This window comes from Enterobacter sp. C3_dUdeg, from assembly GCF_057536195.1.
Window position 1 is genome coordinate 19,174 of the sequence record NZ_BAAKFX010000010.1, and the last position, 22,515, is coordinate 41,688.

Here is a 22,515-nt window from a genome sequence, read left to right on the forward strand (position 1 = left end):
AGGTGCGCTATGAGTCTGACCATCACGTTGACGGGAACGGGTGGCGCCCAGCTGGTGCCGGTCTTTGGCTGCGACTGCGCGGCGTGTCGCCGGGCGCGCCTGCAGGATAACTATCGCCGTCGCCCGTGCAGCGCGGTGGTGAAATTCAACGATGCCGTCACCCTGCTGGATGCCGGTATTCCGCACCTGATGGACGACTGGCCGGCGGGCAGCTTCCAGCAGTTCTTGCTCACCCATTACCATATGGATCACGTTCAGGGGCTTTTCCCCCTGCGCTGGGGCGTGGGGGCGACGATCCCGGTTTACGGTCCGCCGGACGACGCCGGATGCGACGACCTGTTTAAGCACCCCGGCATTCTGGATTTCAGCCACACGGTCGAACCGTTTGTGATGTTTGAGCTTCAGGGTTTGCGGGTCACGCCGCTGCCGCTCAACCATTCGAAACTGACCTTCGGGTATTTGCTGGAATCGGCCCACAGCCGCGTGGCCTGGCTTTCCGACACCGCCGGACTGCCGGAGAAAACGGTGAAGTTCCTGCTCAACAACCAGCCGCAGGCGATGATTATCGACTGCAGCCATGAGCCGCGCGAGGAAACGCCGCGAAACCATTGCGACTTAAATACCGTGATTGCGTTAAACGAGATAATTGGCTGCCCGCAGGTGATCCTGACGCATATCAGCCATCAGTTTGACGTTTGGATGATGGATAACCCGCTGCCGCAGGGCATAGAAGCGGGCTATGACGGGATGGTGCTGGTGCTGGATTAGGTTTTCTCCCTCTCCCGTGGGAGAGGGTTGGGGTGAGGGCAACAGGCCGCACTTAGCCTCGATCGTAATCGTCTTCTAACCTGCGCTCATCCTCTTCCAGACGACGTCTGTCGTCATCCAGCTGACGCTGACGTTCATCTAAACGACGGCGTCTGTCTTCAAGCTGCCGACGACGATCGTCGTATTGTCGACTGTCGATTTGACGGCTGCGGTCATAACGATCGTCGTCGTCATTGCTGCGGCTGCTGCTGGGGTTATAGGCATCGTTGATCGCCTGCTGAATGTTGCCAATAGCATCATCAACAATATCGGCATGAGCCAGTTGGCTGGTGAGTGACAGCAGACCGAATAACAGAGCAGTTGAGTAACGTTTCATAAGGCCAGACTCGCAGGTGAACTGGCCTTACGATAATGAACGGCGGGAAGCCGGGGTAGCGGAGGAATCTCAAATTACCATAACCTTGCGCAGCGCCTGCGCCAGCTGCACCCGCGTAAACGGCTTACGCAGTAGCTGGACGTCCGGCAGCTGAGGGTTATGCGCGGGCCGTAGATCCTGGCCGCTGATCAGCAGCACAGGAAGCTGCGGATAATGGCTGCGCACATGGTTAATCACCTCAGCGCCGCTCAGGCTGCCGGGTAGCATCAGGTCGCTGATAAACATGCCAATATCCGGCGACGCCGCCAGCATATTCAGCGCCTGCTCGCCGTTGTCCGCTTCCAGCGTCAGGTAACCAAGCTGGTGCAGCTGCTCGCACAGGGTTTGCCGAACATCCGCCTCATCTTCCAGCACCAGGACCAGCCGCTCGCTATCGACGGAGGCGGTGGCTGACAGCGCTTCATCGTCTGCCGCAGCAGGCAGCACCGAGCGCGGGAGGTGAAGCCGAACGGTCGTTCCCTGCCCCGGCGCGCTTTCAATTTCCACGCGGCCGCCGGACTGGCGCACAAAGCCGTAGACCATCGACAGGCCTAATCCGCTCCCGCTTCCGGTCTGCTTGGTGGTGAAGAACGGTTCAAAGACCCGGGATTTCACCTCCTGCGACATGCCGCTGCCGCGGTCAATCACCTCCAGCGCCACCATATCCTGCCTGCGCCCGTCGCTGCGGGTGACGCGCTGATTCCAGGTCCGGATTTTAATCACCCCGCTTTGCCCTTCCATCGCATCGCGCGCGTTCATCACCAGGTTGATGATGGCGTTTTCCAGCTGGCTAACGTCAATCCACGCGGGCCACGCCGGGGTTTGCGCTTCAATCTCCAGGGTCAGGGTGGCAGGCAGGGAGTGGCGCATCAGTTCCCGGAGGTTCTCCAGCAGCGGCAGCATCTCTACCGCATGCGGCGTCAGGGACTGCTTGCGGGAAAACGCCAGCAGGCGCTGCGTCAGTAAGGCACCACGCTCGGCCGCCTTCAGCGCCCGGGTAATGCGCGGCGCGTCTTTCGATTCGGGGTCGGTGAGCTCAAGGCTGCCGATGATCACCGCCAGCAGGTTGTTAAAATCATGCGCCAGCCCGCCGGTCAGCTGTCCGACCGCCTTCATCTTCTGGCTGTGCAGCAGCGCCTCTTCCAGTCCCTGACGCTCAACGCGGTCGATCTCCATCTGCGTGGTTTTCTCTTTCAGCAGGCGCGTGGTGTGCTCAAGCGAGGCGGTATTGCGGGCAAAAACGTTAAACGCGCGCGCCAGCTCGCCCAGCTCATCGCGCCGCTGGAGGGCGGGAACGGAGACATCCTGCTCGCCGTGAGCAAGGCGCGACATCGCCCGGGAAATCGCCGTCAGGTTAGAGGCCAGATTGCGGTAGATATACCAGCAAGCGCACCCGGTGATGATCAGCGCCAGCACGGCGAAGAAGCTGATAAACACGCTGATGGACTGCAGCTCGTGATGGCTCTGGGCAGTGCGAAGTCGGGAGGCCTGCGCCACCTGCCCGACGTACTGATTAATATCGCTGTTGAGGATCGCCACCAGCGCCTTGATGTGGAACATATACCAGCTTATCGCCAGGTCGCTCTCTTCCAGCTGCTTCGACAGCGGGGCGAGCTTGCCTAACTCGGCATTAAAATCAGGCAGAACCCCCTTCACGACCGGCTGTACGGCACTCCGGGGCAGCGCTGCGGCCACGGCGTCCAGCTGCTGAACGGTCGCGCGCGGCGAAGGAGTGTCGATGGCGGCGGCGATCAGCCGGTCCATCTCCATCAGTTGCTGCGCATCCGGCACGTTGCTGTCGTAACGGCGGTTGATGTCCTGAAGATGACGCAGGTAGCTCTGGCTTTGGTACAGCGAGCTCAGCAGCGCGTTACGCTCCAGATGGCGGCGCTGTCCGCGCTCAAGCATCTCCGTCACGCTCTGCTGTAGCTCATTGCTTCGTTGAATAATACGCGCCACCAGCGCCGGCTCCTGCTGCGCCAGCGGCGCTTCCGCAAGCTGTTCCAGCGAGCGGCGCAGCGCCATTTGCGTCTGCTTCAGGCGCTCGGCTTCGCCTTTGTACTCCAGCGCCCCGACGACCTGCGAAAGCCGCACCGCCGCCGTCGCCACGTTGGCGGTATCGCGGGCCAGGTTCATGCTGCCGGTCATATCGTCCAGCGTTTGCTGCTGAACCTGCTCCTGGATTTGACTGGCGTGACGAAAGCCGAGCACCGCCACGCCGCTCACCATTAGCGTCACGGCGACCACCAGCAGATTAAAAATCAGCAGGCGGCCTCGGGCGCTGGCGAAAAAGGGCGGGCGGCGTGATGGCATGGGCTTGGGCTCCTGTGCGGTTTGGTGCCCTCACCCTGGCCCTCTCCCCAAAGGGGCGAGGGAATGATTTGCTCCCTCTCCCTTTCAGGGAGAGGGCCGGGGTGAGGGTAGTTCAATAACTGTGATCTACATTAGCTATTCATAACTATGACAAATATGAACAGCTTCTGACATTTTGCATTTACGCACCTGTGATGAAGTGCAGATATCGGCATTCGCAGGAGATCCGCCATGAGCAGAACCCCGGTATTAGAGATGCGCAGCATTGCCAAAACGTTTGGCAGTTTCCACGCGCTCAAGGGTGTGGATTTGACGGTCTTTCCCGGAGAGATCCACGCGCTGATGGGCGAAAACGGCGCGGGAAAAAGCACGCTGATGAAAATCCTCGCGGGAGCCTATACCGCCACCAGCGGTGAGATCCTGATCGACGGTCAGCCGTTTCACATTAAAGGGCCGAAAGATGCGCTGGCCGCAGGCATTACCCTGATTTATCAGGAGATGCAGCTCGCGCCCAACCTGACCGTTGCCGAAAATATTTTTCTTGGCAGCGAGCTGTCGCGCGGCGGGATGGTGCAGCGCAAAGAGATGGCCGCCCAGGCGCAGGCGGTGATTGAGCGCCTCGGGGCACAGTTCAATGCCACCGACCTGGTGATGAAGCTGACCATCGCCGAGCAGCAGCAGGTGGAAATCGCCCGCGCGCTGCACCGCAACAGCCGCATTCTGGTGATGGATGAGCCCACCGCCGCCCTCTCCTCGCGGGAAACGCATCGCCTGTTTGAACTGATTTTGCGCCTGCGCGATGAAGGGATGGCGATCATCTATATCAGCCACCGCATGGCGGAAGTGTATGAACTTTCTGACCGCGTCAGTGTTCTGCGCGACGGGCAGTACGTCGGCAGCCTGACGCGCGACAAGCTAAACGCCTCCGAGCTGGTGCGCATGATGGTGGGCCGCCCGTTAAGCGACCTGTTCAACAAAGAGCGTGATATTCCCCTCGGCAGCCCGCGCCTCAACGTCCACCACCTCACCGACGGTAAAAAGGTACAGCCGTGCAGCCTGCAGGTCCGTTCCGGCGAAATCGTCGGGCTGGCGGGCCTGGTGGGGGCCGGGCGCTCCGAGCTGGCGCAGCTGATTTTCGGCGTGCGTAAAGCCACCGGCGGCATGATTGAGGTCGACGGCGAGCCGGTGGTGATCCACTCCCCGCGTGCGGCCATCGAAAACGGCATCGGTTTTCTCACCGAGAACCGCAAGGAGCAGGGGCTGTTTCTGGAGCTGGCGGCGCAGGAGAACATCACCATGGCGACGCTGGAGCGCGACGCGACCTTCGGTATGTTAAACCGCAAAAAAGCGCAGGCCATTTCCGATGACGCCATTGCCCTGCTTAACATCCGCGTGCCCCATTCGCAGGTTCGCGCGGGCGGGCTGTCCGGCGGCAATCAGCAAAAGCTGCTGATCTCCCGCTGGGTGGCCATAGGTCCGCGCATTCTGATTCTGGACGAACCCACGCGCGGCGTGGACGTCGGCGCGAAAAGCGAGATCTACCGCATCATGAACCAGATGGCGCGCAAAGGGGTGGCGATTTTAATGATCTCCAGCGAACTGCCGGAAGTGGTGGGCATGAGCGACCGGGTGTACGTGATGCGGGAAGGCAGCATTGCGGGTGAACTCCACGGGCGCGACATCTCTCAGGAAAACATTATGACGCTGGCAACCGGCGTGAACGACACTCATCATCAGGCGGTGCAATCATGACAACTCCAACCCATCCGCAGCAGGTGGCGAAATCCGCCTCCGCCAAAAAAATGCTGATGAGCGATCTGATGCAAACGGTCGGCATCCTGCCGATTCTTATCCTGATTGTGGCGGTATTTGGCTTTATCGCCCCGAACTTCTTCACCGAGAGCAATCTGCTCAACATTACCCGTCAGGCGTCGATCAACATCGTGCTGGCGGCGGGAATGACCTTCATCATTTTAACCGGCGGGATTGACCTCTCCGTGGGCTCGATTCTGGGTACCACGGCGGTAGCGGCGATGGTGGTCTCGCTTATCCCTGAATTTGCGATGCTCTCCATTCCGGCCGCGCTGATGCTCGGCATGGTGCTGGGTCTGTTCAACGGCGCGCTGGTGGCCTTTGCCGGGCTGCCGCCCTTCATCGTGACGCTCGGCACCTATACGGCGCTGCGCGGCGCGGCGTATCTGCTGGCGGACGGCACGACGGTCATTAACTCCAACATCAGCTTCGAGTGGATCGGCAATAACTACCTCGGCCCGATCCCGTGGCTGGTAGTCATTGCCCTTGCGGTGATTGCTATCTGCTGGTTCATCCTGCGCCGCACCACGCTCGGCGTCCACATCTACGCGGTGGGCGGCAACATGCAGGCGGCGCGACTGACCGGCATCAAGGTCTGGCTGGTGCTGCTGTTTGTCTACGGCATGAGCGGCCTGCTCTCCGGGCTCGGCGGCGTGATGAGCGCCTCGCGCCTCTACAGCGCCAACGGCAACCTCGGCACGGGTTACGAGCTGGATGCGATTGCGGCGGTGATCCTCGGCGGCACCAGCTTCGTCGGCGGGATCGGCACGATCACCGGCACGCTGGTCGGCGCATTAATCATCGCCACCCTCAACAACGGCATGACGCTGATGGGCGTCTCCTACTTCTGGCAGCTGGTGATCAAAGGGGCGGTGATCATCATAGCGGTGCTGATCGACAAATACCGTACCCGACACCATCAAAGTGCATAACAACAAAACCCTACAGCTTCGAGGAAAACAACATGCGTTTGAAACCGTTAGTGACCGCGCTCTGTGCTGGCGCGCTGCTTGCCGCAACGCCGTTTGCGCAGGCAAAAGATCTGAAGTCCATCGGCGTGACGGTGGGCGACCTGGCCAACCCGTTCTTTGTGCAGATCACCAAAGGTGCCGAGCTGGAAGCGCGCAAGCTGGCTGGCGATAACGTCAAGGTGACGCTGGTCTCCAGCGGTTACGATCTGGGCCAGCAGGTGGCGCAGATCGATAACTTCATCGCCGCGAAGGTGGACATGATCATCCTCAACGCCGCGGATTCCAAAGGGATCGGCCCGGCGGTGAAGCGCGCGAAGGACGCCGGGATCGTGGTCGTTGCGGTTGACGTGGCGGCGGAAGGGGCGGATGCGACCATCACCTCCGATAACACCCAGGCGGGCGAAATGGCCTGTAAGTACATTACCGATCGCCTGAAAGGCAAAGGCAACGTGGTGATCATCAACGGACCGCCGGTCTCTGCGGTGCAAAACCGCGTGGAAGGTTGCCAGACGGAATTCAAAAAACATCCGGATATCAAGGTGCTCTCGGATAACCAGAACGCCAAGGGCAGTCGTGAAGGCGGTCTGGAAGTCATGACCTCCCTGCTGGCGGCCAATCCGAAGATCGACGGCGTGTTTGCGATTAACGATCCGACGGCGATCGGCGCCGATCTGGCCGCGAAACAGGCTCAACGCAACGAGTTCTTTATCGTCGGCGTGGATGGCAGCCCGGACGGTGAGGAAGCGCTGAAGCGCGAAAACTCCCTGTTTGTCGCAACCCCGGCGCAGGATCCGCAGGTGATGGCGGCAAAAGCGGTGGAGATCGGCTATGACATTCTACAGGGCAAACCTGCGCCGAAAGCGCCTGTGCTGATCCCGGTGACGATGATCGATAAAAAGAACGTCGGGACCTATAAGGGGTGGACGGTTAAGTAACCTCGTTGCGGCCTGATGCCCTCACCCTAACCCTCTCCCACAGGGAGAGGGAACTTATTTCCCCCTCTCCTTGAGGGAGAGGGCCGGGGTGAGGAGGTGGCATAAAATTCAAGGAGTCCCCATGAAACGCTCCGACATCAATGAAATTCTCGGCCACACGCGACAGTTTTTTTCCATGCACGACGTGCACCTCCCGCCGTTTGCCAGCTTTCCGCCCACAAAATGGCAGCAGCTTGACCAGGCCGCATGGCAGGAAGTGTTCGACCTCAAGCTCGGCTGGGACGTGACGGCGTTCGGCGGCAACAGCTTTGCCGCTGAGGGCCTGACGCTGTTTACCCTGCGCAACGGCTCGCCCAACGGCGTGCCTTATGAAAAGTGCTATGCCGAAAAAATTATGCACGTGCGCGACGGCCAGGTGACGCCGATGCATTTTCACTGGCGCAAGCGGGAAGACATCATCAACCGGGGCGGCGGGAATCTGATTATTGAGTTATGGAATGCCGGGGCGCATGAAGAGACGGAAAACACCGACGTGACGGTCACCGTCGACGGCTGCCGTCAGACCCACGCGCCCGGAAGCCAGCTGCGCCTCACACCAGGGGAAAGCATCTGCCTGACACCCACTCTGTACCACAGCTTCTGGGGCGAACGCGGCTTCGGCGACGTGCTGGTTGGGGAGGTGTCATCGGTAAACGACGACGAGCACGACAACCACTTTTTGCAGCCCGTTGCCCGCTATAACAACATCGAAGAAGACGAACCGGCGCTGCTGGTGCTGTGCAACGAGTACAACCTGTTCCGGATATAAGGAGTAAATGATGCCATTGATCTCTCTTGCCGACGGTCTGGAGCACGCCAGGGCGCATCGCTACGCGCTGGGCGCGTTTAACGTGCTCGACTCCCACTTCCTGCGCGCTCTGTTCGCCGCCGCAAAGCAGGAGCGCTCGCCGTTTATCATCAACATCGCCGAAGTGCACTTTAAGTACGTGTCGCTGGATTCGCTTGTCGAAGCGGTGAAGTTCGAAGCCGCCCGTCACGACATTCCCGTGGTGCTCAACCTCGATCACGGCCTGCATTTCGAGGCGGTGGTGCGCGCCCTGCGCTTAGGGTTCAGCTCGGTGATGTTCGACGGCTCTACGCTGAGCTACGAGGAAAATATTCGCCAGACGCGGGAAGTGGTGAAGATGTGCCACGCGGTGGGCGTATCGGTGGAGGCGGAGCTGGGCGCGGTCGGGGGCGATGAAGGCGGCGCGCTGTACGGGCATGCGGATGAAGCGTTCTTTACCGACCCGCAGCTGGCGCGCGAATTTGTCGATTCAACCGGCATTGACGCGCTGGCGGTTGCTATCGGCAACGCGCACGGCAAATACAAGGGCGAGCCGAAACTCGATTTCCCACGCCTGGACGCCATTCGCCAGCAGACGGGCCTGCCGCTGGTTTTACACGGTGGCTCCGGGATTAGCGATGCCGACTTCCGCCGCGCCATCGAGCTCGGCATTCATAAAATCAACTTCTACACCGGCATGTCGCAGGCCGCACTCGCCGCCGTTGAGCAGCGCATGGCGAACCGCCAGCCGCTGTACGATGAATTTGCCGAGCTGCTGCTGGGGATAGAAGAGGCGATTGCCGATACGGTCGCCGAACAGATGCGCATCTTCGGCAGCGCGGGGCAGGCATAATGGAACGCAAAGGCATCATCGCCGCAGGCAACATGCTGGTGGATCACGTCCACCAGATAGTGCAGTGGCCGGAGCGCGGCTGGCTGGCGGAAATTACCCACAGCGAACGCTCAACCGGCGGCGCGCCGCTCAACGTGCTGCTGACGCTGGCGAAAATGCACGTTGGCCTGCCGCTGCAGGCGGTGGGGCTGATTGGCGAAGATGCCGACGGGGATTACATTCTGGCGATGCTGGACCAGTACCACGTCAACCGCCAGCGCGTCCAGCGCACCACCTTTGCACCAACCTCCATGTCGCAGGTGATGACCGATCCCAGCGGACAGCGCACCTTTTTCCACTCGCCGGGCGCCAACCGCCTGCTGGATCTTCCCGCCTTCGATCGCTTAGACGGATCGATGAAGATCTTCCATCTCGGCTACCTGCTGCTGCTCGACAGCCTGGATATGCCCGATGACGAGTTTGGCACCCGCAGCGCGCGCCTGCTGGCGCAGATGCGCGACCAGGGGTATGAAACGTCGCTCGATCTGGTTTCCCGCAAGGGCGACCCGCGCTATCAGCCGCTGGTGCTCCCTGCCCTGCGCCACCTTGATTATCTGGTGATTAACGAGCTGGAAGCCGGGGAGTTTAGCGGACTGGAGATGCGCGACGCCGACGATGCGCTGAATATCGCCCATATCGCCGATGCCGCGACGCAGCTGCTGGCGGCAGGCGTTCGCCAGCGGGTGGTGATCCACTGCCCGGAAGGCGCGTGGGGTGAAGCACCGGGTGAGCAAGGCCGCTGGATCCCATCATGGTTGCTGGAGCAAAAAGAGATTGTCGGCAGCGTTGGCGCGGGCGATGCGTTTTGCGCGGGGTTTTTATACGGTTGCCACGAATCGCTCCCGCTCACGGAGAGCATTTATCTGGCGCACGCCTGCGCGCGGGCCAGCCTGCTGGCCGCCAATGCGATTGACGGCGCGAAAACGCTGGCCGAGCTGCAGCTGTTTATCAAAGAGAATACCTAGGCCGCTTTCTCGCTATGGGAAACATCGGTGGCAAACACATAGCCCAGCCCACGGATGGTTTTGATGAGCGCAGGCTGATGCGGATTAGCCTCGATCTTCCGGCGCAGGCGCATGATCAGCACGTCAATCGTGCGGTCTAACACGTCCGCGCTTTCGCTGTGGGTCAGCTCAAGCAGCCGGTCACGGCTCAGCACCCGACGGGCATTTTGCGTAAGCGCCAGCAGCAGGCCGTACTCGCCCTGGGTTAAGGGGACAGGGTTACGCTGCGGATCGCTCAGCTCACAGCGGGTGGTATCGAGCGTCCATCCGTTAAAAGCAATGCCCGCGACGGGCGCTGCGGGAACTTCCGCCGCCAGCACGCCGGTACGGCGCAATACCGCTTTTACGCGGGCGACCACCACGCGCGGGTTGAAAGGTTTGCCGATATAATCGTCAGCCCCCATCTCCAGCCCCACCACCACGTCTGACTCACTACCCAGCCCGGTTAACATGATCACCGGTAGCGCCGGGCGCTGCTTTTGCAGCTGCAGCAAAACCTGTAAGCCGTTGATATCCGGCAGCATCATATCCAGCAGCACCAGCGCGATATACGGCTCCTGCTGTACCTGCCGCAGTGCATCCTGGCCGTTATGGCAGACAAGCACGCTAAAGACGTGCTCGCTCAGCACGTCCTGAAGCAGTTCGCAGACTGCCGTATCGTCATCAACCACCAGGATCGCCGGTTTCATCGTATGCTTCCGTCAGGGGATTATGTTAAGTCTGAACCATTCTGCCGTCGGCTCCAGTCAAATGGTTTTTTCAGTGACGGAAATTCAACCCATGTCACATCCGCTGCCCTGTCGACACGTCAATTTTGACGATTGGCTGCTTTTTGTCAGGGTTTTCACCGCGAAGGGACCGTAAAGTCAGGGTATACCCATACAAAAAACATGGCATAGAAGCTGCATAGTGGGTGCGAATGATTCGATTAACTGGAGCAGACTGATGAAAAAAGTCGTCACGGTTTGCCCTTATTGTGCCTCAGGTTGCAAGATCCACCTGGTGGTCGATAACGGCAAAATCGTCCGGGCGGAGGCCGCACAGGGGAAAACCAACCAGGGCACGCTATGCCTGAAAGGTTACTACGGCTGGGATTTTATTAACGATACCCAAATCCTCACCCCGCGCCTGAAAACCCCTATGATCCGCCGCGAGCGCGGCGGCAAGCTGGAAGCCGTCTCCTGGAGCGAGGCGCTGGATTACGTCGCCACGCGTCTGAGCGCCATCAAGGCCAAGTATGGCCCGGATGCAATTCAGACCACCGGCTCCTCACGCGGGACGGGGAATGAAACCAACTATGTGATGCAAAAATTCGCGCGCGCCGTTATTGGAACCAATAACGTCGACTGCTGCGCTCGCGTCTGACACGGCCCATCGGTTGCAGGTCTGCACCAGTCGGTCGGTAACGGCGCAATGAGTAATGCCATCAACGAGATAGATAACACCGATCTCGTCTTCATCTTTGGTTATAACCCGGCGGATTCTCACCCTATCGTCGCGAACCACGTTATTCACGCTAAGCAGAACGGGGCGAAAATCATCGTCTGCGATCCGCGCAAAATTGAAACCGCGCGCATTGCGGATATGCACATCGCGTTGAAAAACGGCTCGAACATCGCGCTGTTGAACGCAATGGGGCACGTCATTATTGAGGAGAACCTGTACGACCAGGCGTTTGTCGCGACCCGTACGGAAGGTTTTGAAGAGTATCGGAAAATTGTCGAAGGCTATACGCCAGAGTCGGTGGAAACAATCACCGGCGTCAGCGCGCAGGAGATCCGCCAGGCGGCACGGATGTATGCCGGGGCGAAAACCGCCGCCATCCTGTGGGGAATGGGCGTGACCCAGTTCTATCAGGGCGTGGAAACCGTGCGTTCTCTGACGAGTCTCGCGATGCTGACCGGCAATCTGGGTAAAGCGCACGTCGGCGTTAACCCGGTACGTGGTCAGAATAACGTCCAGGGCGCCTGCGATATGGGCGCGCTGCCGGACACCTACCCGGGCTACCAGTACGTGAAGTTCCCGGAAAACCGCGCTAAGTTCGCGAAGGCCTGGGGCGTGGAAAGCCTGCCGGAACACACCGGGTATCGCATCAGCGAGCTGCCGCACCGCGCGGCGCACGGCGAAGTACGTGCGGCCTACATCATGGGTGAAGATCCGCTTCAGACCGACGCCGAGCTGTCTGCGGTGCGCAAGGGGTTTGAGGATCTGGAGCTGGTGATTGTCCAGGATATCTTCATGACCAAAACCGCGGCGGCGGCGGATGTGATTTTACCGTCGACCTCCTGGGGCGAGCATGAAGGCGTCTACACGGCGGCGGACCGCGGCTTCCAGCGCTTCTTTAAGGCGGTCGAGCCGAAGTGGGACCTGAAAACGGACTGGCAGATCATCAGCGAAATAGCCACCCGCATGGGCTACCCGATGCACTACAACAACACTCAGGAGATCTGGGACGAGCTGCGCAATCTGTGTCCGGACTTCTACGGGGCAACCTATGAAAAAATGGGTGAGCTGGGGTACATCCAGTGGCCGTGTCGCGATGAGTCAGAAGCCGATCAGGGGACGTCATACCTCTTTAAAGAGAAGTTCGACACCCCGAACGGGCTGGCGCAGTTCTTCACCTGCGACTGGGTCGCGCCAATCGATAAGCTCACCGACGAGTATCCGATGGTGCTCTCCACTGTGCGAGAAGTGGGCCACTACTCCTGCCGTTCGATGACGGGTAACTGCGCCGCGCTGGCGGCGCTGGCGGACGAACCGGGCTACGCGCAAATCAACACCGCCGACGCTGAGCGCCTCGGCATTGAGGATGAAGCGCTGGTGTGGATGAACTCGCGCAAAGGCCGGATCATTACCCGAGCGCAGGTCAGCGATCGTCCGAACAAAGGGGCGGTCTATATGACCTACCAGTGGTGGATTGGCGCCTGTAACGAGCTGGTGACGGAGAACTTAAGTCCGATAACCAAAACGCCGGAGTATAAATACTGCGCCGTACGCGTGGAGCCGATTGCGGATCAGCACGCTGCGGAACAGTATGTCATCGACGAATATAACAAGCTGAAAGCCCGACTGCGCGAAAGCGCAGTGGGCTGAAGCCGTTAATTAATCAGTGAATAAAGGGAGTGAGATATTCACTCCCTTTTTATTTCCGATTAACTCATCAAATATATGAATTATTATTCTGGAAAGCGGCTCGCAGAAATAATGTAATTTTCGCGAAAAAGAATTACATCTTTGCATTTTAATTCAGAGGGATAAGATGTGCGGCGGGTGCTTAAGACTTTCTGTCTTGAGCATTGTTGAGGGACAGAAAGTAGAAAGCCCCGGGAAATTTTCATTTACCCGAGGCTACTCTCCCTCAACTCCGACAAGTTGAGAGTAGCCTCTTATTCTTTTTTTGACAAGGAGTAAAAGGCATGACGCCATTAAAAACTGCGTTAGGCATTGTCTTTATTATTTGCCTGACGATAGTGATCTTTACCTTTATTACTCGAGGTAAGTTATGCGAGTTTTCAATAAAGGGTGAACATCAGGAGGTGGCGGCAAAATTAGCCTGTAACGCAGGCTAACCTCTACGGGCGGAACCACGGTTCCGCCCGGCTTGCAGGATGCTGAGGTCTTAATGCACCCATTTTTTTCTTCTGTCGCCGCGATTATACTGCGCGGCGTGTACCCCGATGATAAGAACCCATGAAACATATTTTTCTGTTGTTGTTACTTTTTACATCGCTTGTCCGTGCCGACGAGATTGGCAGTCAGTACAAAGAACAGGCTGAAGCGGGTGACGCCCGTGCCCAGTATTATTTGGCCGATACATACTTTAGCTCCGGTGACAGCAAGCAGGCCGCGCTGTGGGCCGAGAAAGCCGCTAAAGGTGGCGATGTCGACGCCATGGGGCTGCTCTCTCAAATCCTCTTTACCCAGGGAAATTATGCGCAAGCTAAGGCACTGGCGCAGCAGGCAACCATCGCGGGCAGCAAACGTGGCGCGATCATGCTGGCGCGCGTGCTGGTCAACACTCAGGCTGGTACAACCGACTATCCCCAGGCCATCAAACTGCTGCAAACGGCGACCGAAGATATCGATAACGACTCTGCGGTAGATGCGCAAATGCTGCTCGGGCTGATTTATGCCAACGGCGTTGAAGTGGTTCAGGACGACGTGCAGGCCGCCTCGTGGTTCAAGCGGAGCTCGGCACTTTCACGCACGGGCTACGCCGAGTACTGGGCGGGGATGTTGTTCAGGCAGGGTGAGAAAGGCTTTATCACGCCCAATAAACAGAAAGCGCTGTACTGGTTGAACCTGAGCTGCACTGAAGGGTTTGATACGGGATGCGAAGAGTTTGATGCGCTGAGCGGAGAGTAAAGCATTGCCCGGTGGCGCTGCGCTTACCGGGCCTACGGCTTGTGTAGGCCGGGTAAGGCGAAGCCGCCACCCGGCTTTTAACATTACTGGTCAGCCGTCTTATCAAAACGACCCAGCACCTCGCGTTCATACGCCAGCGCTTTTTTACGATCGAATTTGTGTTCCCACTTGGCGATAACCAGCACCGCCAGGGCATTCCCCACCACGTTCAGCGCGGTACGCGCCATGTCGAGGATACGGTCGACACCGGCGATAAACGCCAGACCTTCCAGCGGAATACCGACGCTGCCAAGCGTTGCCAGCAGCACCACGAAGGAGACGCCCGGAACGCCTGCAATACCTTTGGACGTCACCATCAGCGTCAGCACCAGTACGATCTCCTGCCACAGCGACAGGTCAATGCCGTACAGCTGCGCAATAAAGATGGCTGCGATGCTCTGGTACAGCGTCGAACCGTCCAGGTTAAAGGAGTAGCCGGTCGGTACCACGAAGCTGGTAATAGAGGCAGGCGCGCCGTAGGCTTCCATCTTCTCAATGATGCGCGGCAGCACGCTCTCAGAACTTGCCGTGGAGTACGCCAGAATCAGCTCATCTTTCAGGATGCGAATCAGGATCCAGATGCTCAGCCCGCACAGGCGCGCCACGATCCCCAGCACCACCAGCGCGAAGAACAAAATGGCGAAGTGCACCAGGAGCACCAGCTTCGCCAGCGGCCACAGGGAGGCAAAACCGAAGTTCGCCACGGTGACGGCGATAAGCGCAAACACCCCTACCGGCGCGTAACGCATCACCATGTGCGTCACTTTGAACATGGTTTCGGAGATAGAGCGGAACACGGTCACCAGCGGCTCACGGTGCGTCGCCGGCAGGGAAGAGAGCCCCAGACCAAACAGCACCGAGAAGAAGATGATAGGCAGCATCTCGCCCTTCGCCATCGACGCCACGATATTGGTCGGCACCAGCGACAGGATAGTGCCCATCAGGCCATGCGCATGGCTCTGCACGTCAGCGGTCGTACTTTGGTATTTCGAAATATCCACCGTGGCCAGCTGCGACATATCGATCCCGGACCCCGGCTGGAACACGTTCGCCAGCGTGATACCGAGGATAATCGCAACCGTAGTGATCACTTCGAAATAGATAATGGTTTTCGCACCAATACGGCCTAACTGCTTCGCATCGCCGACGCCCGCAATACCGACCACCAGCGTCGAGATCACAATCGGCACCACGATCATCTTGATCAGATGAATAAAGATATCCCCTGCCGGTGAAAGCAGGTTCGCAATCAGCCATTCGCGGCTGTCGCTATGATAGTGGAGGTAACTGCCCAGCAAGATGCCCAGCACAAGGGCGATTAAGATCTGCCAGGCAAGGCTGACTTTAACGTTTTTCATAGAAACTGACTTCCTCAATGAAGCGCCTTATTCACTCAAACTGCATGAACAGGGAGACATACTGAAAGGGTATGAATTGTGTTGCGTTGGTTTATGGGATTTTTTAACGCGGCGTATGAGTATCATTTGCGCGACCTGTTGCGCAAGCCTTAAAGAACGACGCGTTTCACTCACAAAAGCGACGATGACGGGAGTTTGTTCTAATTCTGATAAATAACCTTTTGTTATAAAAACGCTTTTTTAAACATAAATGTGAATAATCGTCAGCATCAATTATTTTCCTTCAAAGTTTCATTCGCTCAATTTTCATACTCTTCAAACAATGCGTGATCTGTAGCCCAAATAATAAACAAAGCTTGTAAAGCCCCTACAATTAACGTTTTTGCGACATATTATTAACATCTTACAAGGAGAAAAAAAGCCATGAGCCAAATACATAAACACGACATTCCCGCAAATATTGCGGACCGTTGCCTGATCACCCCGGAGCAGTACCACGAGAAATATCAGCAATCTATCACCGCCCCGGACACCTTCTGGGGTGAGCAGGGCCATATCCTTGACTGGATCAAACCTTATCAGAAGGTGAAGAACACCTCCTTTGCGCCCGGCAATGTCTCCATTAAATGGTATGAAGATGGCACCCTGAACCTGGCGGCGAACTGCCTCGATCGTCACCTCGCCGAGCGCGGGAACGAGACGGCCATCATCTGGGAAGGCGATGATGCCTCGCAAAGCAAACACATTACCTACAAAGAGCTTCACCGCGACGTGTGCCGCTTCGCCAACGTCCTGCTGGAAAAGGGCATTAAAAAAGGCGATGTGGTCGCTATCTATATGCCGATGGTGCCGGAAGCGGCGGTGGCCATGCTGGCCTGCGCGCGTATCGGCGCAATTCACTCGGTGATTTTTGGCGGATTCTCGCCGGAGGCGGTTGCGGGCCGTATTGTCGATTCCAGTTCAAAACTGGTGATCACCGCCGATGAAGGCGTGCGCGCCGGACGCGGTATCCCACTGAAGAAAAACGTCGACGAAGCGCTGAAAAACCCGAACGTCAAAACGGTCAGTAACGTCATCGTCCTTAAGCGTACCGGCGGCAAAATCGACTGGACCGAGGGGCGCGACCTGTGGTGGAGCGACCTGATTGAGAACGCGAGCGACCAGCATCAGCCGGAAGAGATGAACGCAGAAGATCCGCTGTTCATTCTTTACACCTCCGGCTCCACCGGTAAGCCGAAAGGCGTCCTGCACACCACCGGCGGCTATCTGGTCTATGCGGCCACCACCTTCAAATACGTCTTCGACTACCATCCGGGCGACATCTACTGGTGTACCGCCGACGTGGGCTGGGTTACCGGACACAGCTACCTGCTGTACGGACCGCTGGCCTGTGGCGCAACAACGCTGATGTTTGAGGGCGTACCAAACTGGCCGACCCCGGCGCGTATGTGTCAGGTGGTCGACAAACACCAGGTCAACATTCTCTACACCGCGCCAACGGCGATCCGCGCACTGATGGCGGAAGGCGATAAAGCCATCGAAGGCACTGACCGCTCTTCATTGCGCATCCTCGGTTCCGTGGGTGAGCCAATCAACCCGGAAGCCTGGGAGTGGTACTGGAAGAAAATCGGCAACGAGAAATGCCCGGTGATGGACACCTGGTGGCAGACCGAAACCGGCGGCTTTATGATCACTCCGATGCCGGGCGCCACGCAGCTGAAGGCCGGTTCCGCAACCCGTCCGTTCTTCGGTGTGCAGCCTGCGCTGGTGGATAACGAAGGCAACCCGCTGGAAGGCGCCACCGAAGGCAACCTGGTGATCACAGATTCCTGGCCGGGTCAGGCGCGTACCCTGTTCGGCGATCACGATCGCTTCGAGCAGACCTACTTCTCGACCTTTAAAAACATGTACTTCAGCGGCGACGGCGCGCGTCGTGACGAAGATGGCTATTACTGGATAACCGGGCGCGTGGACGACGTGCTGAACGTCTCCGGCCACCGTCTGGGCACCGCTGAGATTGAATCGGCGCTGGTGTCGCATCCGAAGATTGCCGAAGCCGCCGTGGTCGGTATTCCGCACAACATTAAAGGCCAGGCGATTTACGCCTATGTCACCCTGAACCACGGCGAAGAGCCGTCGCCTGAGCTCTACGCTGAGGTGCGCAACTGGGTGCGTAAAGAGATTGGCCCGCTGGCGACGCCGGACGTGCTGCACTGGACCGACTCGCTGCCGAAAACCCGTTCCGGCAAAATTATGCGTCGTATCTTGCGCAAAATCGCGGCTGGAGACACCAGCAACCTCGGTGATACCTCAACGCTTGCGGATCCTGGCGTGGTGGAAAAACTGCTCGAAGAGAAGCAGGCCATCGCGATGCCTTCCTAGTGTTTTCTCCCTCTCCCTGTGGGAGAGGGCTGGGGTGAGGGCATCAGACCGCACCTTCCTCCCCTCACCCTAACCCTCTCCCCAAAAGGGAGAGGGGACTAAAAACAAACCTACCTTACCTTTGGAGACTCTGTGATGAATAACGATATTTGTCAGCAGATAGAGAATAGTGCGCACTACAGGGAGCTCGTCGATAAGCGGCAACGGTTTGCCTTCATCCTTTCCATCATCATGCTGGTTATCTACGTCGGCTTTATTCTGCTGATCGCCTTTGCCCCGCACTGGCTGGGCACCCCGCTGCACGAGGGGACCAGCGTGACGCGCGGTATTCCGATTGGTATTGGCGTGATTGTGATTTCATTCTTGCTGACCGGCGTCTACGTCTGGCGCGCGAACGGTGAATTCGATCGACTTAATAAAGCGGTACTGCAAGAGGTAAAAGCATCATGAAGAGAGTTCTGACGGCGCTCGCCGCCACACTTCCCTTTGCCGCCCACGCGGCGGATGCCATTACCGGCGAGGTCCAGCGCCAGCCAACCAACTGGCAGGCCATTGTGATGTTCCTGATTTTCGTCCTGCTGACGCTGTACATCACCTACTGGGCGTCGAAACGCGTGCGCTCGCGTAACGATTACTACACCGCTGGCGGCAACATTACCGGCTTTCAGAACGGACTGGCGATCGCGGGTGACTTTATGTCCGCCGCCTCGTTCCTCGGGATCTCCGCGCTGGTGTACACCTCCGGCTATGACGGCCTGATTTATTCCCTCGGCTTCCTCGTCGGCTGGCCGATCATCCTGTTCCTGATTGCAGAACGCCTGCGTAACCTGGGCCGCTATACCTTCGCTGACGTGGCCTCCTATCGCCTGAAGCAGGGGCCGATTCGCACCCTCTCCGCCTGCGGTTCGCTGGTGGTGGTGGCGCTGTACCTGATTGCGCAGATGGTCGGCGCGGGTAAATTGATCGAACTGCTGTTCGGCCTGAACTACCACGTCGCGGTGGTGCTGGTTGGCGTGCTGATGGTGATGTACGTGCTGTTCGGCGGCATGCTGGCAACCACCTGGGTGCAGATCATCAAAGCCGTCCTGCTGCTGTTCGGCGCCAGCTTTATGGCCTTTATGGTGATGAAGCACGTCGGGTTCAGCTTCAATAACCTGTTCACCGAAGCGATGGCGGTCCACCCGAAAGGGGAAGCGATCATGAGCCCGGGCGGGCTGGTGAAAGACCCGATATCCGCGCTCTCGCTTGGTCTCGGCCTGATGTTCGGTACCGCGGGCCTGCCGCATATCCTGATGCGCTTCTTCACCGTGAGCGATGCGCGTGAAGCGCGCAAGAGCGTCTTCTACGCCACCGGTTTCATGGGTTACTTCTATATCCTGACCTTTATCATCGGCTTTGGCGCGATCATGCTGGTGGGGGCGAACCCGGCGTTTAAAGACGCGGCGGGCGCGCTGATTGGCGGTAACAACATGGCGGCGGTGCATCTGGCGGACGCGGTGGGCGGTAACCTGTTCCTCGGCTTTATCTCCGCCGTGGCCTTCGCCACCATTCTTGCGGTGGTTGCAGGGCTGACGCTCGCCGGCGCGTCTGCGGTGTCGCATGACCTCTACGCCAACGTTATCCGCAAAGGCGCGAGCGAGCGCGACGAGCTAAAGGTCTCGAAAATCACCGTGCTGGTGCTGGGCGTGGTCGCGATTCTGTTAGGCATTCTGTTTGAGAAGCAGAACATCGCGTTTATGGTGGGGCTTGCCTTCTCGATTGCGGCAAGCTGTAACTTCCCGATCATCCTGCTCTCCATGTACTGGTCGAAGCTGACCACGCGCGGCGCGATGATTGGCGGCTGGCTGGGGCTGCTGACGGCGGTGATCCTGATGATTCTGGGCCCGACCATCTGGGTGCAGATCCTCGGTCACGCAAGCGCTATCTTCCCGTATGAATACCCGGCGCTGTTCTCGATCGCCGTGGCGTTTATCGGCATCTGGTTCTTCTCGGCCACCGACAATTCGCCGGAGGGTAACCTGGAGCGTGAGAAATTCCGCGCCCAGTTCATCCGTTCTCAAACCGGCCTGGGCGTTGAGCAGGGCCGCGCGCACTAAGCCTTTCTCCCCGGTCGTTCTGGCCGGGGAGCTTAAAACATCACCCACGCCACCAGCGGCGCAATCAGCACCATCACTACGCCTGAGAGCATCATTACCAGGCTTGCGACAACGCCCTCCTGCTGCCCCAGCTCATACGAACGTGCCGTGCCAGCCCCGTGCGACGCCGCGCCAAACCCCGCGCCTTTCGCCATCCCTTCCCGGATCGACAAGCGCAGGAACAACATATCGCCGACCGCCATACCGAACACACCCGTCACGACAACAAACAGCGCCACCAGGTCCGGCTGCCCGCCGAGCGGTTTAGCGGCCGCCAGCGCAAACGGCGTGGTTACCGAACGCACCGCCAGGCTGCGCTGAATTTCATCGGGCAGCGTAAACAGCCGCGCCAGCCAGACGGAGCTGCACACCGCGACCACCGTGGCGGTGATCACGCCCGCGCTGAGCGACATCCAGTGGCGTTTGATAATCGCCAGATTGTCGTAAACGGGGACGGCAAAAGCGATGGTCGCCGGGCCGAGCAGCCACAGCAGCCAGTGGGATTCGCCAATGTAGTTTTGCCAGGAGATGTGGCCGAAGACCAGCATCAGCACCAGCAGGATCGGCGTAAAGACCAGCGGCATCAGCGGCAGGGCATGAAAGCGGCGATACAGCCGCTTGTTGGCAAAGTAGATCGCCAGCGTCGCAATCAGGCACAAGACGCTGATCTGAAAATTAGTCATGTTTGTGCCTGCTGATTTCAAAGCGATACACTTTATCCACCACCCAGGCGGTTGCCCCCAGCACCATCAACGTACTCAGCGCGATAACCGCAAAGATTCGCCAGCCGTCCACCATCAGCAGCTGCGCATAGTTCACCACCGCCACCACCGCCGGAACAAAGAACAGCAGCATCTCCGCCAGCAGCCAGCGCGCCCCGGCGCGCACCCAGTTAAGGGGGATCACGCGGCACAGAATAAGCGTCAGCATTAGCAGCATCCCGACAAGATTGGCGGGCAGCGGCAGATGCAGCCAGCCGACAAGATATTCCGCGAAAACAAACAGTCCCGCGTAGAGCAGTACCTGCACCGGGACCTGGAGTCGTTGCACAACGGCAGGCGTAACACGGCTTAACGCCACGGCCATGGGGGTTTTCCTCAAAAATGAGACGAGGCGCCAGTATAGAGAGCGCACGGTATGGACTGAAATGAATTAAAATCATCAAAGGTATAGTTGCGAGGAATAATCATGGACATAAGAACGCTGCGCTATTTTGTCGAAGTGGTTCGTCAGCAAAGTTTTACCCGCGCAGCGGAGAAGTTGTTTGTTACCCAGCCCACCATCAGCAAGATGCTGAAAAACCTCGAAGATGAACTGAACTGTACCCTGCTGATCCGCGACGGGCGCAAGCTGTTGCTGACCGACACCGGACGCGTGGTATTCGAACGCGGGCTGGCGATTCTGGCGGAGTTTCGCCAGCTGGAAGCAGAGCTGGGCGATATCAATCATCTGAAGAAAGGAGTGCTTCGCCTCGGCATTCCGCCCATGGTGGGGATGATGATGGCCGGGCCGATTAGCCTGTTTCGCCAGCGTTATCCCGGCGTTGAGCTGAAGATTTCGGAGTTTGGTGGGTTAACCGTCCAGCAGGCCGTCACCAACGGCGAGCTCGACGTGGCAATGACCGCCCTTCCCGTTGAGGAAGAGAGCGGTCTGGCGACGCTTCCGCTCTTTAGCCACCCGCTGTGCGTGCTGGTTCCCCGCTCCGGCGACTGGCTGAAGTTAGACTCGGTGAGACCTGAACTGCTCGGCGAGCACCCTCTGCTGATCTATAACGAAGACTTCGCCCTCAGCCGCCAGCTGATGACGCTGTTTAACCAGCATAACGTCAAGCCGCGCATAGCGGTGCGCAGCGGACAGTGGGATTTCCTGGCGGCGATGGTGCAGGCCGGCGTGGGGATTGCCATTCTGCCGCAGCCTATCTGCGAGCGTCTGGATAAAAACACGCTGCGCTGGATCCCGCTGGAGAGCGACCTGCACTGGCAGCTGGGGATGATCTGGCGCGAAGGGGTGTATTTATCGCAGAGCGCGCAGGCGTGGCTGCAGTGTTGTGAGGGTTTTTGGGTGCCCTCACCCTAACCCTCTCCCACAGGGCTGAGGAATCCCCAGTAATTTTTCACCTGAAGCGATGAACACTTCTTCTGCAAAATTAATGACTTACAGCGACACCCTGGTCCGGCTGTAAATCGCCGAAGCGTTTCCGTAAGGCCGGGGCGAGGCGCAGGGATGCGCCGAGAGGGCGTGGCCTGCAGGGATGCAGGCTCATGCCCGACCCGATAGCCTGAAGGAATAAGCTGAGGGCA

20 protein-coding genes are annotated in these 22,515 nt (G+C 58.6%); 14 read left to right on the top strand and 6 right to left on the bottom strand.

The features are described 5' to 3' along the window. Window positions 1-9: 9 nt before the first annotated feature. On the top strand, window positions 10-768 hold the full coding sequence (phnP, locus tag AC27FC_RS18415) for a phosphonate metabolism protein PhnP (protein ID WP_094935049.1): 759 nt from the start codon (window positions 10-12) through the stop codon (window positions 766-768). Window positions 769-820: 52 nt separating this feature from the next. Here phnP and yjdP read toward each other — a convergent pair whose 3' ends face one another. Further along, window positions 821-1,144, bottom strand: a complete 324-nt coding sequence (gene yjdP / locus AC27FC_RS18420; RefSeq protein ID WP_033144428.1) for a DDRRRQL repeat protein YjdP — start codon at window positions 1,142-1,144, stop codon at window positions 821-823. A 69-nt stretch (window positions 1,145-1,213) separates the two neighbouring features. Continuing rightward, window positions 1,214-3,496 carry an ATP-binding protein gene (locus AC27FC_RS18425; protein ID WP_033144427.1) on the bottom strand — a complete coding sequence of 761 codons (2,283 nt, stop codon included), beginning with the start codon at window positions 3,494-3,496 and terminating at the stop codon, window positions 1,214-1,216. Between the two features lie 231 nt (window positions 3,497-3,727). Here AC27FC_RS18425 and AC27FC_RS18430 point away from each other — a divergent pair, with 231 nt between their 5' ends. From AC27FC_RS18430 to AC27FC_RS18455, 6 genes are all read left to right on the top strand, one after another. After that, window positions 3,728-5,248: a sugar ABC transporter ATP-binding protein gene (locus tag AC27FC_RS18430; protein WP_039262390.1), complete on the top strand. Its 1,521-nt coding sequence runs from the start codon at window positions 3,728-3,730 to the stop codon at window positions 5,246-5,248. After that, window positions 5,245-6,240 (top strand): ABC transporter permease subunit, encoded by a 996-nt coding sequence (locus AC27FC_RS18435; RefSeq protein ID WP_032662554.1) that lies wholly within the window; start codon window positions 5,245-5,247, stop codon window positions 6,238-6,240. The genes AC27FC_RS18430 and AC27FC_RS18435 overlap by 4 nt, the downstream gene beginning before the upstream one ends. 32 nt (window positions 6,241-6,272) lie before the next feature. Next, window positions 6,273-7,214, top strand: a complete 942-nt coding sequence (locus tag AC27FC_RS18440; RefSeq protein WP_021242935.1) for an ABC transporter substrate-binding protein — start codon at window positions 6,273-6,275, stop codon at window positions 7,212-7,214. Window positions 7,215-7,335: 121 nt separating this feature from the next. Continuing rightward, window positions 7,336-8,022, top strand: coding sequence for a D-lyxose/D-mannose isomerase (locus AC27FC_RS18445; protein WP_047059282.1), 687 nt, complete (start codon window positions 7,336-7,338; stop codon window positions 8,020-8,022). A gap of 10 nt (window positions 8,023-8,032) precedes the next feature. After that, on the top strand, window positions 8,033-8,893 hold the full coding sequence (locus AC27FC_RS18450) for a ketose 1,6-bisphosphate aldolase (RefSeq protein WP_033144425.1): 861 nt from the start codon (window positions 8,033-8,035) through the stop codon (window positions 8,891-8,893). Further along, window positions 8,893-9,897 (top strand): carbohydrate kinase family protein, encoded by a 1,005-nt coding sequence (locus AC27FC_RS18455; RefSeq protein ID WP_039262394.1) that lies wholly within the window; start codon window positions 8,893-8,895, stop codon window positions 9,895-9,897. The genes AC27FC_RS18450 and AC27FC_RS18455 overlap by 1 nt, the downstream gene beginning before the upstream one ends. Here AC27FC_RS18455 and AC27FC_RS18460 read toward each other — a convergent pair. Next, a complete protein-coding gene (locus tag AC27FC_RS18460; RefSeq protein WP_487160257.1) occupies window positions 9,894-10,625 on the bottom strand; it encodes a response regulator in 732 nt (243 codons plus the stop codon). The two genes, AC27FC_RS18455 and AC27FC_RS18460, sit on opposite strands and share 4 nt — an antisense overlap. A gap of 256 nt (window positions 10,626-10,881) precedes the next feature. Between AC27FC_RS18460 and fdhF the strand changes: the two genes are divergently transcribed. The 3 genes from fdhF (at window position 10,882) to AC27FC_RS18475 (ending at window position 14,301) form a co-directional block, all read left to right on the top strand. Continuing rightward, a complete protein-coding gene (fdhF, locus tag AC27FC_RS18465; protein ID WP_487160258.1) occupies window positions 10,882-13,029 on the top strand; it encodes a formate dehydrogenase subunit alpha in 2,148 nt (715 codons plus the stop codon). A gap of 323 nt (window positions 13,030-13,352) precedes the next feature. Then, complete coding sequence (locus tag AC27FC_RS18470) at window positions 13,353-13,505, top strand: Hok/Gef family protein (protein ID WP_032644722.1); 153 nt, start codon at window positions 13,353-13,355, stop codon at window positions 13,503-13,505. A gap of 121 nt (window positions 13,506-13,626) precedes the next feature. Then, window positions 13,627-14,301, top strand: coding sequence for a tetratricopeptide repeat protein (locus tag AC27FC_RS18475; protein ID WP_064672981.1), 675 nt, complete (start codon window positions 13,627-13,629; stop codon window positions 14,299-14,301). An 83-nt stretch (window positions 14,302-14,384) separates the two neighbouring features. On the opposite strand, the gene gltP is transcribed toward AC27FC_RS18475, so the two are convergent. Then, window positions 14,385-15,698 carry a glutamate/aspartate:proton symporter GltP gene (gltP, locus tag AC27FC_RS18480; RefSeq protein WP_023310067.1) on the bottom strand — a complete coding sequence of 438 codons (1,314 nt, stop codon included), beginning with the start codon at window positions 15,696-15,698 and terminating at the stop codon, window positions 14,385-14,387. Between the two features lie 423 nt (window positions 15,699-16,121). Between gltP and acs the strand changes: the two genes are divergently transcribed. The 3 genes from acs (at window position 16,122) to actP (ending at window position 20,176) form a co-directional block, all read left to right on the top strand. Further along, the gene (gene acs, locus AC27FC_RS18485; protein WP_048976116.1) at window positions 16,122-18,080 is read left to right on the top strand and encodes an acetate--CoA ligase; all 1,959 of its coding nucleotides are present in this window, start codon (window positions 16,122-16,124) and stop codon (window positions 18,078-18,080) included. A 135-nt stretch (window positions 18,081-18,215) separates the two neighbouring features. Beyond that, window positions 18,216-18,530 (top strand): DUF485 domain-containing protein, encoded by a 315-nt coding sequence (locus AC27FC_RS18490; RefSeq protein WP_023310065.1) that lies wholly within the window; start codon window positions 18,216-18,218, stop codon window positions 18,528-18,530. Beyond that, a complete protein-coding gene (gene actP, locus AC27FC_RS18495; protein WP_033144419.1) occupies window positions 18,527-20,176 on the top strand; it encodes a cation/acetate symporter ActP in 1,650 nt (549 codons plus the stop codon). Before AC27FC_RS18490 ends, actP begins: the two co-directional genes overlap by 4 nt. A 32-nt stretch (window positions 20,177-20,208) precedes the next feature. On the opposite strand, the gene AC27FC_RS18500 is transcribed toward actP, so the two are convergent. Beyond that, window positions 20,209-20,898 carry an LrgB family protein gene (locus AC27FC_RS18500; RefSeq protein ID WP_023310063.1) on the bottom strand — a complete coding sequence of 230 codons (690 nt, stop codon included), beginning with the start codon at window positions 20,896-20,898 and terminating at the stop codon, window positions 20,209-20,211. Then, complete coding sequence (locus tag AC27FC_RS18505; protein WP_021242769.1) at window positions 20,891-21,301, bottom strand: CidA/LrgA family protein; 411 nt, start codon at window positions 21,299-21,301, stop codon at window positions 20,891-20,893. Before AC27FC_RS18505 ends, AC27FC_RS18500 begins: the two co-directional genes overlap by 8 nt. 102 nt (window positions 21,302-21,403) lie before the next feature. Here AC27FC_RS18505 and AC27FC_RS18510 point away from each other — a divergent pair, with 102 nt between their 5' ends. Then, window positions 21,404-22,291: a LysR family transcriptional regulator gene (locus AC27FC_RS18510; protein ID WP_023310061.1), complete on the top strand. Its 888-nt coding sequence runs from the start codon at window positions 21,404-21,406 to the stop codon at window positions 22,289-22,291. Window positions 22,292-22,515 lie beyond the last annotated feature (224 nt).